Origin of the sequence: Bradyrhizobium sp. HKCCYLR20261 (assembly GCF_051168435.1) — a bacterium.
Lineage (GTDB): Bacteria > Pseudomonadota > Alphaproteobacteria > Rhizobiales > Xanthobacteraceae > Bradyrhizobium.
On record NZ_JBNPUZ010000004.1, the window covers coordinates 46621 to 66137 of the forward strand.

Annotated in this window: 15 protein-coding genes and 1 tRNA gene; 11 read left to right on the plus strand and 5 right to left on the minus strand. The window is 65.7% G+C overall.

Features of this window, described 5'->3' with window-relative positions; genetic code table 11:
• Positions 1–5 precede the first annotated feature (5 nt).
• Positions 6–881: an acyl-CoA thioesterase II gene (tesB, locus tag ACQR1L_RS10285; protein WP_434857854.1), complete on the plus strand. Its 876-nt coding sequence runs from the start codon at positions 6–8 to the stop codon at positions 879–881.
• Between the two features lie 5 nt (positions 882–886).
• Here tesB and ACQR1L_RS10290 read toward each other — a convergent pair whose 3' ends face one another.
• Complete coding sequence (locus ACQR1L_RS10290; protein ID WP_434857855.1) at positions 887–1762, minus strand: DUF4339 domain-containing protein; 876 nt, start codon at positions 1760–1762, stop codon at positions 887–889.
• 216 nt (positions 1763–1978) lie between these two features.
• Between ACQR1L_RS10290 and ACQR1L_RS10295 the strand changes: the two genes are divergently transcribed.
• The 4 genes from ACQR1L_RS10295 to ACQR1L_RS10310 all read left to right on the plus strand — a co-directional run bounded on the left by ACQR1L_RS10295 (position 1979) and on the right by ACQR1L_RS10310 (position 5915).
• Positions 1979–2317 carry a P-II family nitrogen regulator gene (locus ACQR1L_RS10295; protein ID WP_257167498.1) on the plus strand — a complete coding sequence of 113 codons (339 nt, stop codon included), beginning with the start codon at positions 1979–1981 and terminating at the stop codon, positions 2315–2317.
• A gap of 84 nt (positions 2318–2401) precedes the next feature.
• The gene (locus ACQR1L_RS10300; protein ID WP_434857856.1) at positions 2402–3712 is read left to right on the plus strand and encodes an ammonium transporter; all 1311 of its coding nucleotides are present in this window, start codon (positions 2402–2404) and stop codon (positions 3710–3712) included.
• A gap of 322 nt (positions 3713–4034) precedes the next feature.
• Positions 4035–4373: a P-II family nitrogen regulator gene (locus ACQR1L_RS10305; protein WP_006611147.1), complete on the plus strand. Its 339-nt coding sequence runs from the start codon at positions 4035–4037 to the stop codon at positions 4371–4373.
• 39 nt (positions 4374–4412) lie between these two features.
• Positions 4413–5915, plus strand: coding sequence for an ammonium transporter (locus tag ACQR1L_RS10310; protein ID WP_434857857.1), 1503 nt, complete (start codon positions 4413–4415; stop codon positions 5913–5915).
• Positions 5916–7214: 1299 nt separating this feature from the next.
• On the opposite strand, the gene ACQR1L_RS10315 is transcribed toward ACQR1L_RS10310, so the two are convergent.
• From ACQR1L_RS10315 to tsaD, 3 genes are all read right to left on the minus strand, one after another.
• Positions 7215–7634, minus strand: a complete 420-nt coding sequence (locus tag ACQR1L_RS10315; protein ID WP_434857858.1) for an EVE domain-containing protein — start codon at positions 7632–7634, stop codon at positions 7215–7217.
• Between the two features lie 175 nt (positions 7635–7809).
• A complete protein-coding gene (locus ACQR1L_RS10320) occupies positions 7810–8790 on the minus strand; it encodes an NAD(P)H-dependent glycerol-3-phosphate dehydrogenase (protein ID WP_434857859.1) in 981 nt (326 codons plus the stop codon).
• A gap of 365 nt (positions 8791–9155) precedes the next feature.
• Complete coding sequence (gene tsaD, locus ACQR1L_RS10325) at positions 9156–10223, minus strand: tRNA (adenosine(37)-N6)-threonylcarbamoyltransferase complex transferase subunit TsaD (RefSeq protein WP_434857860.1); 1068 nt, start codon at positions 10221–10223, stop codon at positions 9156–9158.
• 139 nt (positions 10224–10362) lie between these two features.
• On the opposite strand from tsaD, the gene ACQR1L_RS10330 reads away from it, so the two are divergent.
• From ACQR1L_RS10330 to ACQR1L_RS10355, 6 genes are all read left to right on the plus strand, one after another.
• Positions 10363–11103 (plus strand): uroporphyrinogen-III synthase, encoded by a 741-nt coding sequence (locus ACQR1L_RS10330; protein WP_434857861.1) that lies wholly within the window; start codon positions 10363–10365, stop codon positions 11101–11103.
• 50 nt (positions 11104–11153) lie between these two features.
• Complete coding sequence (locus ACQR1L_RS10335; protein ID WP_434857862.1) at positions 11154–12461, plus strand: COG4223 family protein; 1308 nt, start codon at positions 11154–11156, stop codon at positions 12459–12461.
• A 17-nt stretch (positions 12462–12478) separates the two neighbouring features.
• Complete coding sequence (locus tag ACQR1L_RS10340; protein WP_434857863.1) at positions 12479–14401, plus strand: heme biosynthesis HemY N-terminal domain-containing protein; 1923 nt, start codon at positions 12479–12481, stop codon at positions 14399–14401.
• Between the two features lie 157 nt (positions 14402–14558).
• Positions 14559–14634: transfer RNA gene (locus ACQR1L_RS10345), tRNA-Thr, on the plus strand.
• 155 nt (positions 14635–14789) lie between these two features.
• Positions 14790–15191, plus strand: a complete 402-nt coding sequence (locus tag ACQR1L_RS10350; RefSeq protein ID WP_434857864.1) for a hypothetical protein — start codon at positions 14790–14792, stop codon at positions 15189–15191.
• Positions 15192–16684: 1493 nt separating this feature from the next.
• Positions 16685–16879, plus strand: coding sequence for a hypothetical protein (locus tag ACQR1L_RS10355; RefSeq protein WP_434857865.1), 195 nt, complete (start codon positions 16685–16687; stop codon positions 16877–16879).
• A 71-nt stretch (positions 16880–16950) separates the two neighbouring features.
• Here the strand turns inward: ACQR1L_RS10355 and ACQR1L_RS10360 are convergent, their stop codons facing one another.
• Positions 16951–18954 (minus strand): ATP-dependent nuclease, encoded by a 2004-nt coding sequence (locus tag ACQR1L_RS10360; RefSeq protein WP_434857866.1) that lies wholly within the window; start codon positions 18952–18954, stop codon positions 16951–16953.
• Positions 18955–19517 lie beyond the last annotated feature (563 nt).

The following is a 19517-nucleotide window of genomic DNA, read 5'->3' on the forward strand; positions in this document are numbered from 1 at the left end:
ACGCCATGTCCAAGGGACTGATCGATCTGATCGCGATCCTCGACCTCGAGCCGATCGAGGTGAACCTGTTCCGCGGCAACAGCCCGAAGACCAGCTGGCAGCGCGTGTTCGGCGGCCAGGTGATCGGCCAGGCGATGATGGCGGCATGCCGCACCGTCGAGGGCCGGCTGCCGCATTCGCTGCACTGCTATTTCATCCTGCCGGGCGATCCGCAGGTGCCGATCATCTACCAGGTCGAGCGCCTGCGCGACGGCAAGAGCTATGCGACACGGCGCGTCACCGCGATCCAGCATGGCAACGCGATTTTCTCGATCATGGTCTCGTTCCATGGCGACGAAGAGAGCGCCTTCAACCACCAGGACAAGATGCCGGACGTGCCGCCGCCGGAGAAGCTGACGGCGGAGGAGATCTCCAAGCAGCCGATGTTTACGGAGCTCTTCCAGCGGATGCCGGACTTCATCCGGCGCTATTACGAATCCGACCGGCCGATCGAGCTGCGGCCGGTCGAGCTCGATCGCTATTTCGGCAAGAAGATCGATGACGGCCGGATCCATGTCTGGATCAAGACGGCGGCGAAGCTGCCGGACGATCCGGCGCTGCACATGTGCGCGCTGGCCTATGCGTCGGACTTTTCGCTGCTCGACGCTGTCATGGCGCGCTACGGGCGCACCCTGTTCGACAAGCGCATGATGCCGGCCTCGCTGGATCACGCGATGTGGTTTCACCGGCCGTTCCGCGCCGACGAATGGCTGCTCTATGCGCAGGATTCGCCGAGCGCGCAGGGCGGCCGCGGGCTGACCCGCGGCTCGATCTTCAAGCCCGACGGCACGCTCGTCGCCTCCGTCGCGCAGGAGGGATCGATCCGCGAGCGCCGGGCGTAAGCCCATCAGGCCGGCTGCGAGCCGCGCGGCACAAGCGCGAATTGCGACACGTACCAGGCACTGTACCAGCGCAGCAGCCACGGGATCGGAATAATGAGGATCGAGCCGAAGGTGAAGGCCAGCGTCCGCCACAGCACCTCCAGTCCCGAACCGGTGAACACGATCTCGCGGCGCGAGCCCTGAACGTTGCGGCAGATCCAGCGCATCCAGGCCGCCAGCACCCAGGCCCAGCCGATGATGGTGATGCCGGACACGAGCAGCAGCAGGTACCAGCCGACATAGGCGAGCGGGCTGCCCTCGAAATGCAGCGGCAGCGGCTCGCCGTTGGAGGTCAGCTTGGTCGCGATCCAGCGCACCACCATCCAGCCCAGGAAAGCGGGGGCGATGGTCGAGATCAGGTTGAGGATCACGCTGTCGCTGAGGCCGACATAGGTCAGGACGCCCATCGCGATGAAGACGTACCAGATGTCCAGCGGCTGGCCGCTGAAGCCGAGATTGGGCCGTCCGGGCACGTTCATCCGCTCGATGACGTAGCGGTAGAGGTAGACGGCCGTCCACGGCGTGATGACAACCAGGAACTGGCCGAGCACATACAGCACGGTCCAGCCGAAATAGGGCCAGGTCTCCAGCTTGACCGACAGCGCGCCCGACGGCGCCGAGCCGCCGGCATCGAACGCGGGCGGGCCGCCCGGCGCAACGCTCGGCACACCCGACATCAGCCCGGGAATGCGTCCGGCCTTCTCCCAGCCGGCCATGCCGTCGCTCCAGAGCAGAGTTTCGGCGGTCACGACACCCCGGGCAATCAGGTCGCGCAACTCGTCTTCCGAGATGGGGCCCTGTTGCTGACCTTGAGCCGCGTAATACCAGGAACGATTCGACATAGGGTGTCCTTGGGGGTCCTTGAGTGGAGAGGCAGGAAAAGTTCTTCAGTCTGTCGGCCGAGGCGGTTTTGCGTTCAGTGATATCGGTCACTCCTTGACGTTTTCGCTTAACGCTGCGCTCATTTTGTGCCATTTGCCTATGAACAGGCCAAAACAGCCGACCCATTGCTGCCTGCGAAACAGGCTGTTCAGCTCCGAGGAACCCAAGGCCCGCCCATGAAGCTCGTCGTCGCGATCATCAAACCCTTCAAGCTCGACGAGGTGCGCCAGGCCCTCACCGCGATCGGCGTCCACGGCATGACCGTCACGGAGGTCAAGGGCTACGGCCGTCAGAAGGGCCACACCGAAATCTATCGGGGCGCCGAATATATCGTGAACTTCCTGCCCAAGCTGCGCATCGAGATCGCGGTGAACTCCGATATCGCCGAGAAGGCGGTCGAGGTGATCACCACGCACGCGCGCACCGGCCAGATCGGCGACGGCAAGATTTTCGTGACGCCGATCGATCACGCCCGCCGCATCCGCACCGGCGAGACCGACAGCGACGCACTCTAGGCAGCCGCAACGGCTGCACGCCCGCCGCAACGGCGCGGCGGAGCGACCAATCTCAATCTGATCTGACATGCCGGGGGGACTGTCATGGGGACCTACGCGTCTCGTTGCCTGCGCGCGTCTGCAGCTTTGGCTGCGGCGGGAAGCATCGCCTTGGTCACGCCGGCACGGGCGGCCGCGCCATCCACGATCGAAGCCGCCGACACCGCCTGGATGATCGTCGCCACCGCGCTGGTGCTGATGATGACCATTCCGGGACTGGCGCTGTTCTATTCGGGCATGGTGCGCAAGAAGAACGTGCTGGCGACGATGGCGCAGAGCCTCGCCGCAGTGATGCTGATCTCGATCCTGTGGGTCGCGTTCGGCTACTCGCTGGCCTTCGTCGGCGACGGCGCCTGGATCGGCACGCTCGATCGCGCCTTCCTCGCCGGCATGGGCATGGACAGCGTGCATCCCGGCGCCAAGACCATCCCGGAAGCGCTGTTCATGCTGTACCAGATGACGTTCGCGATCATCACGGTGGCGCTGGTGGCGGGCTCGGTCGCCGACCGCATGCGCTTCTCGGCCTATCTGGTGTTCGGCGTCGCGTGGTTCGTGTTCGTCTACGTGCCGCTGGCGCATTGGATCTGGGGCGGCGGCTTCCTCGCCCAGGCCGGCGTGGTCGATTTCGCCGGCGGCCTCGTCGTGCATCTCTCCGCCGGCACCGGCGGGCTGGTGGCGGCGCTGGTGATGGGACGTCGCCAGGGCTATGGCAGCGAGAACCTGTCGCCGTTCGACCTGTCGCTCGCGGTGGTCGGCACCGGCCTGCTCTGGGTCGGCTGGTTCGGCTTCAATGGCGGCTCGGCGCTCGGCGCCAACGCCCATGCCGTGATGGCGATCCTGACCACCCACCTCGCCGCCTGCGCCGGCGCGATCACCTGGGGCGCGCTGGAATGGTCGACCCGGCGCAAGCCGTCGGTGCTCGGCATGATCTCGGGCGCCGTCGCCGGCCTCGGCACCATCACCCCGGCGTCGGGTTACGTCGCGCCCTGGCACGGCCTCGTCATCGGCGCGCTCGCCGGTATCATCTGCTACTGGGCCTGCACCTCGCTGAAGCACCGTTTCAATTACGACGATTCGCTCGACGTGTTCGGCGTCCATGGCATCGGCGGCCTCACCGGCACGGTGCTGGCGGGCGTGTTCGCCACCGCCGCGATCGGCGGCACCGCCGGGCTGATCGAGGGCAATCCGAAGCAGCTGCTGTCGCAACTCTATGGCGTCGCCGTCACCCTGGTGTGGTCCGGCGGAGTGACCTGGGGCCTTCTCAAGCTGGTCAGCGCCTTCGTCCCGCTGCGGGTGTCCCGCGAGCAGGAACTCGAGGGGCTCGACATCTCCCAGCACGGCGAGGCGCTGCAGTAATTGACGGCATCTGATCCGTTCTGAGTCGCGGAAATCTGCCCGCGCCGTGGGCAGCATTGTGTCCCGAGCCTGTCTTGCGTAGTTCTTGCGCAGGACTGCCCATGAATTGGGCGCGACCGAATAGCGCAGCCCCGGACATCCCCCCTGAGGGCTGAAAAGGTCAGGATTCACGGCTCGTTAGCCCTGACCAGCCGTCTGGCACGGCATTTGATTCTAGGGCCCCGGCTGTGCCCGCGTCGTGAAGCTTTCTCCGCGTGGTGAACCTCAGTCGACAAGAAGCGCTCGGTAACGTCCGTGCCGGGCCCAAGCGGGGATAGGACCCATGAAAATTGTTATGGCGATCATTAAGCCATTCAAGCTCGAAGAAGTCCGGGACGCCCTGACCGCCATCGGCGTTCATGGTCTCACGGTGACCGAAGTGAAGGGCTACGGCCGGCAGAAAGGCCACACGGAAATCTACCGCGGCGCCGAATATGCGGTGAGCTTCCTGCCCAAGATCAAGATCGAGGTCGCGATCCCCTCGGACCAGGTCGACAAGACCATCGATGCGATCTCCTCGGCCGCCAAGACCGGCCAGATCGGCGACGGCAAGATTTTCGTCATCAGCCTCGACCACGCCGTGCGCATCCGCACCGGCGAAGCGGACGCTGCGGCTCTCTGATTTCGCGCTCAAACCAGAACACTTACGGAGTAGAAGAAAATGACGTTCAAGCGTCCAACCAGCGCGGGATGGGTTACGCTCGCAGTCGCAGGGCTCTGCGTCGCGGGCCTCGCCGATGTCGCCTTCGCTGAAGATGCGCCGGCCGCCGCTGCCGCAGCCGCCCCCGTTGCCAACAAGGGCGACGTCGCCTGGATGCTCGTGTCCAGCGCGCTCGTTCTGATGATGTCGGTCCCCGGCCTGGCGCTGTTCTATGGCGGCCTGGTCCGCACCAAGAACATGGCCTCGGTTCTCACCCAGGTGTTCGCGATCGTCGCCATGGTCGGCGTGGTCTGGACGCTCTACGGCTACTCGATGGCCTTCACCGACGGTGGCAGCATGACCTCCTGGGTCGGCGGCTTCTCCAAGGCCTTCCTGAAGGGTGTCGACGCCAACTCGGTGGTCCCGACCTTCTCCAACGGCGTCGTGATCCCGGAACTCGCTTACTTCGTATTCCAGATGACCTTCGCGATGATCACCCCGGCCCTGATCGTCGGCGCCTTCGCCGAGCGCATCAAGTTCTCTGCGGTGATGCTGTTCGTGCTGCTCTGGGTCACCTTCATCTACTTCCCGATCGCGCACTGGGTCTGGTTCATCGCCGCTCCGGATGACGTCGCCGCCGCCGCCAAGGCCGTCGCCGCCGCCACCGATGCCGCCGCCAAGACCGCGGCCCAGGCCAAGCTCGACGAAGTCACCGGCGCTGTCGGCTGGCTCGCCGGTGCCGGCGCCCTGGACTTCGCGGGCGGCACCGTCGTCCACATCAACGCCGGCATCGCTGGCCTCGTGGGTGCGGTTCTCGTCGGCAAGCGCACCGGCTACGGCAAGGAGCTGATGGCTCCGCACTCGCTGACCATGACCATGATCGGCGCTGCCCTGCTGTGGGTCGGCTGGTTCGGCTTCAACGCCGGTTCGAACCTGGAGTCGAACGGTGTCACCGCGCTGGCCTTCGTCAACACGATGGTCGCCACCGCCGGTGCGGCGCTGTCCTGGCTGATCTGCGAATGGGCGGTCAAGGGCAAGCCCTCGCTGCTCGGCATCTGCTCGGGCGCGGTCGCCGGTCTCGTCGCCGTCACCCCGGCCTCCGGTCTCGCCGGTCCGATCGGCGCGCTGGTCCTCGGCCTGATCGTCTCCCCGATCTGCCTGTTCTTCGTCTCCACCGTGAAGAACGCTCTCGGCTATGACGACGCGCTGGACGTGTTCGGCGTCCACTGCATCGGCGGCATCATCGGCGCCCTGGCCACCGGCATCCTGGTCAACCCGGCTCTCGGCGGTGTCGGCATCACCGACTACACCAACGTCACCGGCAACAACGCCGGCACCTACGACTTCGCCACGCAGATGCTGGCGCAGATCAAGGCTGTCGTCGCCACGCTGCTGTGGTCCGGTATCGGTTCGGCGATCCTCTACAAGGTCGTCGACGTGATCATCGGCCTGCGCCCGACCGTCGAGCAGGAGCGCGAGGGTCTGGACATCACCGACCACGGCGAGCGCGCCTACAACTACTGAGTTCTCCCGGGACTTGGTCGTAAGCGACCAGGTCCGCAACTTCGGTTCGGGCAAATACCCGGCAATGCCCTGACCGTTGAGGGGCTCCAGCGCAAGCTGGAGCCCCTTTCTTTTTTTGGTGCGCATCCCCGTCACGCGGGGCTCATGTCTGAAACCGGATGTAGGGGGGCTCCCACCGGAGGAGAGGGCTATCGCATGTGGAGACGGGCGCTGTTCCAGCCAACACTCCTGCCGATTAGTTGCTCCGTCATGCCCGGGCTTGTCCCGGGCATCCACGTCGTTCTCAGGATGCCGACCGACGTGGATGGCCGGGACAAGCCCGCCCATGACGACGTGGAGAGAGACGAGTGCAAAACTTCGACGGTTATTTGCAACAGTCATGCGGTCCAGGGGAGGGTGGGCGCCGTGCTCTTCTGTTCTCATCGCGATCACGACAATCTTTGGTCAGCTGAATTCTGGACGAGCACACAACGTCTCGCGGCGCATCGACGCCCGAGTTCTGCTCACCGTCACCGCCCTCCTCAAAACAGAGGGCGCGGGGAAGGCCGGGCGCTGGCCGCGCCCGTGGCCCGCCTGCTAGACAAGAAAGCAGGCGGCAGTCACCACAGGTCTGGCCGAGAACGCCCGGCCCTCCCCGCGCAACGGTTTTAACGGCTGCTTCGCGTTCTCCCTGGTGCGCCGGGCTTGTTGGCCACCATCCCCACGCGAAGCGAAGCCTCGCCATGAGTTGATATCAGCGTCGGGATATCAGGACCGCGCGACTTGACCGTGCGTGCATCCTTGTTCGTCCGCGCGATTGGCTCACGCTGCAACGACACACGCCCATCGCATCCCACTGCCAACGTCTCGTGACGGTCGCGACACGCCCCTCATGCGGCAGCAGGGACGTGCGGAAATGTGCCGGTGATTTGCCCGACGACACAAGCGTCGATGTTGCGACAAACTAACACGACGGGCAGTCTGTGCATGGAAGGGATGTCGGCGAGCAGCATGCGATGGATGTGATCTTGCCAAGAGATCATGTGAGCCGAGATGCCCGCCGCGTAGACGGTGCGCTCCCCTCCCCCTTGCGGGGAGGGGAGCTCAGCGTCGTCGTGATCGGTAGCGGGGCTTTTAGTCGCCTCAGGAATTTAGCCGCCTTAACAGATCGTCGTGATGACGCAAGAAGCTAGCCTTGCCGGTCAGATATTCGGCAGGCGGTCCGGCGGGAGATCAGAGCACAGATGATCGAAGAGCGGTGCAAGAAGGGGCTGGATCTCTGATCGACATGACGGCCAGACTTGTTCGATCGCACGCTCGTCAGCCCGACACGCCGCCGAGCTTGCAGACGTGCTTCCACTCCTCCGGCGTCACCGGCTGCACCGACAGGCGCGATTGCTTGACCAGCGCCATCTCCGACAGCTTCGGGTCGGCCTTGATCGCGGCGAGCGTGACCGGGGTCTTGAACGGCTTGTGCGCCTTGATGTCGACGCAGACGAACTTGCCGGTCTTGTCGGTCGGATCGGGATAGGCCTCCTTGATGATCTCGGCGATGCCGACGATCTCCTTGCCCTCGTTGGAATGGTAGTAGAAGGCGAGCTCGCCCTTCTTCATCGCCACCAGATTCTGCCGCGCCGTGTAGTTGCGCACGCCGGTCCAGGCCTCGCCCTTGGCGCCCTTCTCGACCTGCTGGTCCCAGGACCACACCGAGGGTTCGGATTTCACCAGCCAGTAGCTCATCGCCGCTCTCTTTCAAATCGTCATCGCCGGGCATAGACGCGACGCGCGTATTTCGGAAGTGCGGGCCGCCTCGTCTAACAGCTTTGTTCATTATCCAAGACGGGAATGCCTACGACAAGCGCGGGCATGACGGCAGCAGCCCGATGTGCGTGTCGGCGTGGCAGCGCCTGCGCGCTCACTCCTCCGCCTTGAACGGGCGCAGCATCAGCGCCTCGATCGCGGCATCGATGGTGACGGCGCCGGCGAGGATCGCGGCCACCGCCTGCGCCACCGGCATCTCGACGCGGCGCGATGTCGCGAGCTCGACCAGGACAGGGGCGGTGTATTGCCCCTCGGCGAGCTTGCCAGCCGGCGGCGTCTCGCCGCGGCCGAGCGCCAGACCGGCGGCGAAGTTGCGCGACTGTGGGCCGGCGCAGGTGAGGATGAGGTCGCCGAGGCCGGACAGGCCGGTCAGCGTCTCGCTGCGCGCGCCATAGGCGCGGCCGAGCCGCACCAGCTCGGCGAAGCCGCGCGTGGTCAGCGCCGCCAGCGCGGAGGCGCCGAGCTGGCGCCCGGCGACGATGCCGGCCGCGATCGCCAACACGTTCTTGGCGGCGCCGCCGATCTCGACGCCGCGCACGTCGGTCGAGTGATAGGGCCGGAAGGTCGGCGAGCCCAGTGCCCGGACGAGATCGGCTGCCAACGTCTCGTCGGGCGCGGCGAGCGTCACGGCCGTCGGCAGGCCGCGTGCGACATCGTCGGCGAAGCTCGGGCCGGAGAGGATGGCGGGCGTCGCGTTCGGCGCCGCCTCGGCGATGACCTCGGTCATGAATTTGTGGGTGCCGTGCTCGATGCCCTTGGCGCAGGCGATGACCGGCGTGGCGGGCGTAAGCAGCGGCGCGATGTGCATGACGGCGCCGCGCAGATGCTGCGCGGGGACGACGATGAGGATGGCAGAGGCGCGGGCGGCGGCGGCGAGGTCGGCGGTGACGGCGATGCTGTCGGCGAGCGGGATGCCGGGCAGCCGCGGGTTTTCCCGCGCGGCTGCGATGCGCGCAGCGTGACCCGCGTCGCGGGCGAAGAGGGTGACGTCACGGCCGGCCCGCGCGGCGACGGCGGCGAGCGCCGTGCCCCACGCCCCGGCGCCGATGATGGAGATGGTTTGGAAGCGGGTCATGCGCAACACGCGCCGCTGCGCTCCCTCTCCCCGTCCTTACGGGGGCGCGACGAGCTTCGCTCGCGCTGAGAGGGTTGGGGTGAGGGGCAGCCACACCCACCGACCTTGCTGGGAGCGCACACCCGGATTGCATCGGGCGATGCGATCGGACCTCTCAGCGCGAGCGAAGCTCGTCGCGCCCCCGCAAGTGAGGAGAGGTTAGATGGAGTGCCACGAATATGCGTCTTTGTGGGGCTACCCCCACCCCCGACCCCTCCCCGCAAGGGGGAGGGGAGCGCACGGAGCGCGCCGCACGGGCTTGCGTCGTCATGCGCAGGAGCGCGGGCCAACCGATGGCTCAGGACATCTGGCAACAACGCCACGTCTCAAAACCCCGCGCGCGTTTTCGCGAACTTGCCGGGGACCTGCGCATTCGCATCGAGCAGCCAGCGCGCACGCGGGGCGGCATCCATGCCGTCGACGAGGCCGAGGGCGAGGCGCTCGGCGCCGGCCCAGGCGATCATGGCGCCGTTGTCGGTGCACAGCGCAGGCGGCGGCATGATCAGGCGGGTGCCGGCAGCTTGCGCGACGTCGTCCAGCGCGGCGCGAATGGCCTGGTTGGCGGCGACGCCGCCGGCGGCGACCAGCGCGGTCGGGGCGCCGAAGCGCTGCTTGAACAGATCGAGGCCGACGCGCAAGCGGTCGGCGGTCGACTCCAGCACCGCGGCCTGGAAGCTGGCGCAGAGGTCGGCCACATCCTGCTCGCTTACGCTGTCCAATCGTCCGATCTCGGTGCGCACGGCCGTCTTCAGGCCAGACAGCGAGAAATTGGCGTCGCTGCGGCCCTGCATCGGACGCGGCAAAGCGAAACGCGTCGCGTCGCCCTTGCGCGCGGCCTGCTCGACCTGCGGTCCGCCGGGATAGGGCAGGCCGAGCATCTTGGCGACCTTGTCGAACGCCTCGCCCATCGCGTCGTCGACGGTGGTGCCGAGCCGGACATAGTCGCCGACGCCAGCGACGGCGACGATCTGGGTGTGGCCGCCCGACGCAAGGAACAGGCAATAGGGGAAGTCGATTGCATCGGTGAGACGCGGCGTCAGCGCATGCGCCTCGAGATGATTGACCGCGATCAGCGGCGTGTCGTGCACCAGCGCGATCGCCTTTGCCGTGGTGAGGCCGACGATGACGCCGCCGATCAGGCCCGGCCCCGCAGCGGCGGCCACGCCGGCGAGCGCGGCGTAGTCGACGCCGGCTTCGCGCATCGCGGCATCGATGAGATGGTCGAGCATGTCGACATGGGCGCGCGCGGCGATCTCGGGAACCACACCGCCATAGATTGCGTGTTCATCGGTCTGCGAGCGCACGACGTTGGAGAGGATCGTCCCCTTGCCGTCCGAATCACGCGCGACCACGGCCGCGGCGGTTTCGTCGCAGGTGGTTTCGATGCCGAGCACGAGCGTTTGCGAGTCGTTACCCAATCTCAACCCTTTGGTCATTATGTGTGCGGGAAACCGCCTAACACCACGAGGTCGCCAGGTGCAATCACCACGCCGTTGCAGCCCGGCCGATCCGTATTCGACGGGAGCATAGCACATGGCTGTGCTGGTGACCCGTCCCGCTCCCGACAATCAACGCACCGCCGCGGCCTTGCGTGCGCGCGGCTTCGAGGTGCTGCTGGCGCCGATGCTGCGATTCGAGCCGGTCGCGCTGCCGGCCGACGCGGGCCGCGACGTGGCGGGGGTCATCGTGACATCGTCGAACGCGCTGCGCGCGGTCGCGCCGCAATTGCAGAGCTCCGCGCTGTTGCGCCTGCCCCTGTTCGCGGTCGGCGACCAGACCGCCGCGGCGGCGCGCGACGCGGGTTTCACGAACGTGATCTCCGCCGCCGGTGATGCCACGGCGCTGCGCGAGGTGATCGCCAGCAGCCGCCTGGTCAAGGCCAAGGCCAACGTGAAGTCCACCCTGCTCTATCTCGCCGGCGCCGACATCTCGCGCGATCTCGCCGCCGAGCTGGCCGAGCGCGGCTTCGAGGTGATCACGCAGACCGTCTACCGCATGGCACCGGTCGCGGCGCTGCCGCGCGAGGTCTGCGACGCCTTCGCGGCCAACGCGATTCAGGCCGTGCTGCATTATTCGCGGCGAAGTGCCGCGGCGTTCGTGGCGGCGATCCGGGCTGAGGGCGTCGAAATCTCGGCGCTGGCGGTGCCGCATGGCTGCCTGTCGGCCAATATCGCCGAGGTGCTGCGTGATGCCGGGGCGACCCAGGTCACAATCCCAGCGCATCCGGATGAAAACGACATGCTGGAAGGGCTGACCCGTGCGCTGCAGTCGTGAATGGCGTAAGAGGGCCTGCCCAGTCTTGCTTCAGCCAGGGAACCTCCATCATGGTCGATGAACCCGACACCGCTGCACCGGCCTCCGATCCCGGGCGGCCGAAACGGCCGCCGCCGACCATCGATCTCGAGGCGACCTCGCGGGAGGAGCGCCCCGCGGCCAGCGAGAGCGCAGCGGAACATCGGCCGGCGGCGTCGCCGTGGTCGGCGCCGGCCGAGGCCGTCGCCGAGGGATCATCGGGCGCGGCGAGCCAGTCGCATCCGCATGGCGAGCCGGAGACCGAAACCGAGACTGCCGCGCCGGAGGAGACCGTCGCCGCGGCCGAGCCGCCGCGCGCCGACCTGCCGCCGCCTGCGCCACCGCGCCCGGTGTCGCCGTGGATCATCGCGCCGTTCTCCGGCGCGGCGGCCGCAGCCCTGGTCATCGGCGTCGGCTGGATGCTGGGCTGGCCGGCGGTGCAGCCGCCCTCGCCCACCACGCCGCTGTCGACCGCTGTCGACGAGCTCACCACGCGGGTCGCCGGGCTGGAGCAGCGCATCGGCAAGCCGGATACGGCCGTGACCGGCCGCATCGACGCGATCGACAAGGCGATCGCGGGCGTGCGGAGCGACGTCGCCGCATTGCGCAGTCAGAACGACAAGACGGTCGCGGCGCTGAACGACGTCAAGGCGCAGCCGCGCGATGGCGGCGCGTCCGTGCCCGCACCTGCCCCGGTCGATCTGTCCGGCCTCACCGCGCGCATCGACGCGCTGGAGCGCGCCAGCAAGTCCCAGAGCGCGGCGCTGGCCCAGGAGAGCCGCAAGCTGTCCGAGGCAGCCGAGGCGGCCAAGACCACCGACGACGCGCCGCTGCGCCGTGTGATCGCCGCCACCCTGCTCGACGTCGCCGTGCGCCACGGCGATCCCTATGGCCCGGCGCTGTCGACCGCGAAATCGCTGGCGGGAGACGCGGCGGCGCTGCAGCCGCTCGAGACCTTCGCCAAGAGCGGCGTGCCGAGCCAGGCCGCGCTCAGCCGCGAACTGCTCACCATCGTGCCGAAGCTGACGCCGCCCGCGGCGGACGGTACCACCGGAACCTCGATCCTCAGCAAGCTCTCCGCCGGCGCGCAAAGCCTGGTCAAGGTCGAGCGCACCGATGGCGCCGGCACCGATCGCGGCGCTGTCGTCGCGCGGATCACCGCGGCTGCCCTGCGCAACGACGTCGCCGAGGCGCGGCGCGAGCTGAAGGGATTGTCGGCCGAGGATCGCGCGCCGGCCAATGACTGGCTCGCCAAGGCCGATGCGCGCGACGCCGCGCTATCGACCGCCCGCAAATTCGCCGACGACGCGATGACCGCGCTCGCCAAACCCGCGCAATAGGACGCGCAAGGACGCACATGTTCCGGATCGTCATCTTCCTCATCCTGGTCGGGCTCGCGGCGGCGGGCTCGGCCTGGGTCGCCGAGCAGACCGGCGACGTCGTCTTGAACTGGGGCCCCTGGCGGGTCGCGATGACCCTGCCGGTGTTCGTGCTGGCGCTGGGCCTGACCATCGCGGCCTGCGTGCTGGTATGGAACCTGATCAGCGCGCTGCTGCGGGCGCCCGGCCGGATCCGTCACGCGCACCGCAACCGCCGCCATCAGCGCGGCCGCCACGCCATCACCCACGGCCTGCTCGCGATTGGCCATGGCGATTCGACGGCGGCGCGGCAGCATGCCGACATCGCCAAGCGGCTCGCCGGCGACGATCCGCTGACGCTGCTGCTGCATGCGCAGGCGGCGCAGCTCGAAGGCGACCGCGACGGCGCGCAGCGCGCCTTCCGCGCGATGGCCGAGCGCCACGACACCCGCCTGCTAGGCCTGCGCGGCCTGTTCATCGAGGCGCAGCGCGCCGACGACGCCTATTCGGCGGTCATGATCGCCGACGAGGCGCTGCGGCTGGCGCCGAACGCGACCTGGGCCTCGCATGCCGTGCTCGGCTTCCGCTGCGCGCAGGGCGACTGGGACGGCGCGCTGGCAATCCTCGACAGCAACTACACCGCCGGGATGATCGACAAGCCGAGCTATCGCCGCCAGCGCGGCGTGCTGCTGACGGCGCGCGCGCTCGCGCTGGAGACCGAGAACCGCGACGTGTCGCGATCGAGCGCGATGGAGGCGGTGAAGCTGGCGCCGACGCTGGTGCCGGCCGCGGTGCTGGCGGCGAAGTTCGAGAGCGAGGCGCACCAGGTGCGGCGCGCGATGAAGATCATCGAGGCCGCCTGGGCGTCCTGCCCGCATCCGGACCTCGCCGATGCCTATGCCCATGTCAGGCTCGGCGATTCCGCCCGGCAGCGGCTGACGCGGGTGGAGAATCTCGCCGCCCGCACGCCCGGCCACATCGAGGGCGCGCTCGCCGTGGCCCGCGCGGCGATCGACGCCTCCGAGTTCGGCCGCGCCCGCGAGGCGCTGGCGCCGTTCACCGAGGACCCGACCCAGCGCGTCGCCATGCTGATGGCCGAGCTGGAGCGCACCGAGAGCGGCGATGCCGGCAAGGCGCGCGAATGGACCCTGCGCGCGGTGCGCGCCCGCCACGACCCGGCCTGGACCGCGGACGGCTATGTCAGCGAGCGCTGGCAGCCGATCTCGCCGGTCACCGGCCGGATCGACGCGTTCCAATGGCAGACGCCGGTCGCGAACCTGCCGTCGGAGCGCAACAGCGTGATCGAGAGCTCGGCCTTCGCCGAAGCCGTGCTGGCGCCGCCGGCCCGGCCGGTCATCGCCGAGACCCCGGCCGAGCCGCCGCGCGACATCCCCGCCGCGGCGGTGATCGCTCTGGCCGTGCAGGACAATGTCCCGCCGCGGCCGGCCGAGACGGCGGTTGCCGAGACCGCAGTGGACAAGCCTGTCGACGAATCTCTGGACAACGCCCTGGAGAAGCCTGTCGAGAAGCCGGTGGACAACCCTGTTGAAAAGGCTGGGGATGGCCCGTTGATCGAGGCGACGGCCGTCACAGCCGTCGCGGCCGAGCCGGCGCCGCCGTTGCAGGCCGCGGCCCCCGCCGAGACGGACGCGACGGAGCCGGCCGAGGACAGCGAGGCTGCGGAAGCGCCGGCGAAACCGGCGGAGACGGCCGCGACCGCGCCGACGCCGCTGTTCCGGACCCGCAACGACCTTGCCAAGCCGCCGGAGACACCGATCCAGGCGATCGTGCCGATCATGCGGCCGCCGGATGATCCGGGGGTCGAGGATGACGACCAGCCGCGCGACGAGTTCGCCGAGCAGATCGCGCCCAAGGTCCAGGCCGGCGGCTGGCGAGGCTTCTGGTCACGCTTCGGCAGCTAGCCGCGCGGAACTGGCGCGCACGCGGCGCCACGGCCGCCATGAAATCGTCCGGGGCAGCGCCGCCGCCTCCGACTTGTCCTTGCCAACGGGCCACCGGCCCGATATCAGGGGCGCATTCGCGTGGTCCGGTCGTGCCGGACACGCGCCGCTATGGTTCGCCGCAATAGCTCAGCTGGTAGAGCACGTCATTCGTAATGACGGGGTCGGGGGTTCGAGTCCCTCTTGCGGCACCACGTGCGGTACAAATCGTAACAAATAGCCGCGATCAGAAACAGGTACCCCTCAAAAGCGCCTTGTCCGCTGTATGTCTGCATAGGCATCGCAGGCGTGCGATTCGCGTTCGGCGACCTTCTGTACGCACCGCATGAGGAGACCTCGACAGCAGGTCTTGGAGGACTTCACTTCATTGTCTCAGCAGTTGACCGAACTCGCGCGGCTGGTCGAGATCGCCGAACGACCGAGCCGCGACCTGGACCGCTTGATCTGGCAGACCGTCGACCCTGCATCCGCGTCGATCCCCGGTGGCGTGCCGCCGTTCTTTACCGACGATCCTCACGCCTCGAAGCTGCTGCTGCCGGATTCGGCGCTCATGGCCACGTCGAAGCGTGATGGCTCCGGCTTCCTGTCGACCGTCATCATGCAGACAGGCAATGGCCAAGCGACAATCGAGGCGCATCACCGCCATCGTTTTCTCGCCGCCTGCCTTGCGGCGCTGCGCGCCAGGGCAGCCTCGCTGGAGGATCGTGAGCCAGCAGCCGACCCCCATCCGAAACCCCTGATCCGGCGGTGATCTCGGCCCGGTGACCGCCATCGCGCCGCACGTGGCGCAGCTTTCTTGTTTCCAAACCTTTCTGCCGGCATTCCCCGGTTAAGAATTGCTTAACCCAAATCGCGCCATCGTCGGGCGCGAGCCGCGGGGACATTTCCCGCACAGGCGGCGTGTCGGACCCTCGTTTTTCGTGGCGCAGCCGCAAGTAGCCCGAAGGGCGAAGCGTGCCCGGCGTAGCCTCTTGGCGAAGCCGGGCGTTTGAGCCCCCCAAGTCTCACTTGAGTCCGGCTCTCTCTGATCCGATCAACGCTGTCAAACAGCCCGCCGCTCGTCACGGTCTTGCTGACGCCCATGCCGCCGCGATCCCGCGGGTTGATAACCCCGAGCTCTGCTGCAGTTTGGCGTCCTCGTCGATTGAGAGGGCGCAGGGAAGGCCGAGTGCCGACTGGCACCCGCGGCCCCCGTGCGAAGGAAAATGCACGGGGCAGGAACCACAGGCTCAGCCGGAAACAACCCGGCCTTCCCTGCGCAATGGTTTGAACGGCTGCTCCGTGCTCTCCCAGGGGACCGGGCTTGCTTGCCCCCGTCGTCGACATCGTCGCCGACCAAGACACCAGCGTCGGGGTGTCGGGACCACACGGCTTGACCGTCCGCGACACGACGTTCGTCCGCACCTGCATGAGATGCTGCGTCGCCCCGCGGCCACCGCTCCCCGCCGCAACGTCCCGTGACGATCGCGATACGCCCCTCTCAGTGCGGGCGGGATGGCTGGATCAAACCACTGATTTGGGGATCCTGTCAACAAAATTTCTGGTATTCGGAATTCGTGACCTGCACGGTTCACTTGCCCTTCACACCGTCAGTCGTCCCGCCATTAGCTCGACGTGGAGGCTGATCTGGCTGGCGGGCAGGACGGCAAGAAACGTGCAGCGTCACCGTAACCCGACGATTTCGGGTACATTATCGCCGCCCCGCTCACGCGTTTGCTCGCACGGGAAAGTCTGACATCTGGGAACGGCGTTTCGGTATGATCCCGGTCGAGGCTAGCCACCCGTGGAAGGGCGGTTCGTAGGGAGAAGGGGACCATGGATGTTCGAGGGCATGGTGCCCAAACGAGCGGCCTGGCTGCGCAGAATTTTGATTCGTATGTGTGTCAATGGCTAACTGCACTCAATCCAGGAGAAATCCACCAGCCGGTTCAACGTGGTTAGCAGGACCATTTTGCGCTTGCGGCCAACGGAACGGCGAGGGACAAACCTAAATCCCCCCGAGAATCAGCTCTCAAGATTTCAAATGGAGAGCTGTGCCTATGTGTTCACATTCGCTCGAACCGCGGTCCACGCTTAAGAGCGCGGAGGTCTTGATCCTGCCTGGACCTGGCAGTCATCAAACGCTGTCAATCAAAGACGGCGGGCAAATCTGTCCGTGCTTTCCGCTTGCACGCCAAGCAAATCATTTGGCACAAGGGAATCGCCCCCGAGAGGCCAGCTCCAAGAAATATGGAGAGCTGCGCCATGAGTGATCCCGAGCTGAATGTTAAGTTCTGGCCACCCAGCGTCACGGCCAAAGGGGCGAAGGCCATCGAGGCCATCCGCCGTCCCCTCGCATTTGCAGTCTACGCTCGGCCCGTGGTGGCGTTAATTCTCGGGCTGGCCGTCGTGTTAGGCGGGTACGAGATGTCACCATGGCGCTTGCTGAGGTTCTGGTAGGGCGCGTGATAGAGCGGCGACCGGGATGGTGTCAAAGCGGGCGACCTTGCCGAAGCGAGTATTGGAGCGCTTCACTTGAAGGGTGCTGAGCCTTTCATTTTGGCATATCGATCGGACAATGTTTTAAAGATTGCATGAAAGCGTTTCATGCTGTCCGGTGTCAAAACCTTTGCTGGTTCTGATCCAACCAACGACATGAATTCTCGGGCAGGGCGCGTTTTGAAGAACTCTAACCCTACTGCGGCAAATGCCTCCTCGTACCGCTTGACGATACGAGGAATTTTGGCGTTCAGCGCGAGCTTCTTCCCCTTTAATTCCGTCTTGTAAGTGTCTGCTACCAGCTTTTCATAAACAGCCGGTTCTATAAGATCCTCAATATCAGCCTCGGAGGGTTTTGGATCGAACCCCTCCGTTACAAAGAGCACGGCTGTCTCTCTGAGCAGCTTGTTTTTGACGATATCCTTCTGGGTCTCACGGCCGGAGCGATCATCGTCCAGAAGGACAAGAACGTTCAATTCTTCTGACGCCAGCAGAGCGGCCATATAGGAGACTTTCCCAGCACCGCCGGCAGGGGTGATGGTCAGTTCCTCGGGCAGCGCAGGGACGCCCATCGCGGAGCAGTGGTCATTGACGGAAGAGAGTATCCAAAAGTCGGTCACGCCCTCTACGATAAGGTTTGAGTGACCTACGAAAAGTGTTTGAGATAACTGGTAACCTAGAGCCGCTTGTAAGGGGAACAGCGTTTTGGCGTCGCCTGTCGGAACGTTGGTGACCTTAGTTCCGGTCTTTTCGTCGATGTTGACCGTCCTCACAATCTCAATGGCGTCCGGTGGGACCATGAAGGGAGAGTGGGTGGTGTAGATGATCTGGTTTTTGTAGTCCTCACGGAAGTGCTTCAGGAGATGTTCCTGGGATTTTGCGTGCAGGTATAACCCCGGCTCGTCGAGGAGTAGAATGGCTCCTTCGGCATTACCGCCCTGAGTATCGGCTGAAAACGTGATGTAGAAGGCGAAGAACCACCTAAACCCGCGGCTTCGCTCATCTAGATTCACTTCGACGGGATATTGGGCGTTCGGGTCTGAAACCAAAACTGTAACGTGGGGCCCGTCGATATCGATCCGGACCATAAGTTGCCGGTCTTTCCAGAGTCGGCGAATTTCACCGGTCACAAGTGAACTAGCGCGGTTAAGGAGTTGTCCTCTTAATTCGTGGTCGGCGCGTTTTTCGTACAGCTCATTCGGTTTGAACCCCGCGACCTTGGCGAGTTTCTCGAAGTTGTTTTCACTTTCCTTTGTGGACGGATTGTTTCCGCGGGCCTCGACGAAAGCCTGTAAGTCTTGATGTCCAGACAATTCGGGAAAGTCCGCGATGTAGATGAATTGGGGCAGCCAATCCAAAACAAGCTTTCGCGCCTGCTGCCACTTCCCGTCATAACCAGTGATTTCCGCAGCGTGATCCTCGACCTGGGTCAGTAGTCCGTCCTGGGCGTCATCGAGCATAATACCAGCCGCCCCGAGGGTTTTCCTCACAGCGGTCGCCGCTGGGGCAACTGCCGCTGCCCAAGCTTTTGCTTCCGCTGTTGTGTTGGCGGTTTCGAGCGCTGTCCACGCGTTGATACAATGGGTCCTAGGCTCACCCTCAACAGCAAGCCATCTCGGCTCAAGAACCGGCTTCAGGCGTTTCAGGGCGCTCGCGGCTTTCTTGGGGTCGAGGTCTGGCGGCTTCGTCTGCAAATCGGTCCAGAGTTGAGCACCGTATGGGCGGCCCACGGCAACCCTCTTTAGCGGGCCCAGAAGCGGGGTGATCTGCTCAGTTTCTTCCGGCGTGAGTTCCCACCACGTCCACACAACGGGAGTATCGTCCTTGCAGTCTTCTAACCTACGACTCCGTGGAAAGTCCTTTACGGGGTTCAGAGGCTTCATTTTTCCGGGCGGATTAAGCGACGCGAGCGCCAGCAGCAGGTTGGATTTGCCGCTCTCGTTCCGACCTACCAAAGCCGTAAGATCACTAACGTTGATCCAGCCGCTGTCTTCAATTGATCGAAAATTCTGGACCCAAAAACTGCTTAGCTTCATGAAATCCCCCAACAATTCGGCGCAAGGATAGACGTTCACAACTCCCGGAGGAAGTTGGAAAGCGAGAAAACTGGTGGTTCTGAGGAAAAGGCTCAGACGGGTTAGGGGGTTTGTTCTTGATGCTTGACTGCGCCATGGACCGGGCAATGTAGCTACGGCACTCGGCTCAGGCCGAACGCCACATTGCCGTAGGTATGCGGATTATTGCCGACCAGCAGGAGCACATCGCGCGCTTTCGCCGAAGATGCCACGACGTAGCCTTGGCTCAGCAACTTCTTGATACGTTCGATCTAACCCAAAACCATCACCTGGCTCACGGGGCGAATATCCTCGCAAAGTTGGACGCCTGAAAGAAAAAGCCTAGTTACGGGCCTTGTCTTGGCGCTCTAGGGGGGGGACAAAGCGCTGAACCTCTCTACTGTGCAGTGGGCGCTCCTCGGCGCCCCCCCCCCCCCTCGCTCCGTTCACCAGTTAAGAATTGCTTAACCCAAATCGCGCCATCGTCGGGCGCGAGCCGCGGGGAAAGTTCCCGCTCAGGCGGCGTTTCGGACCCGTGTTTTTAC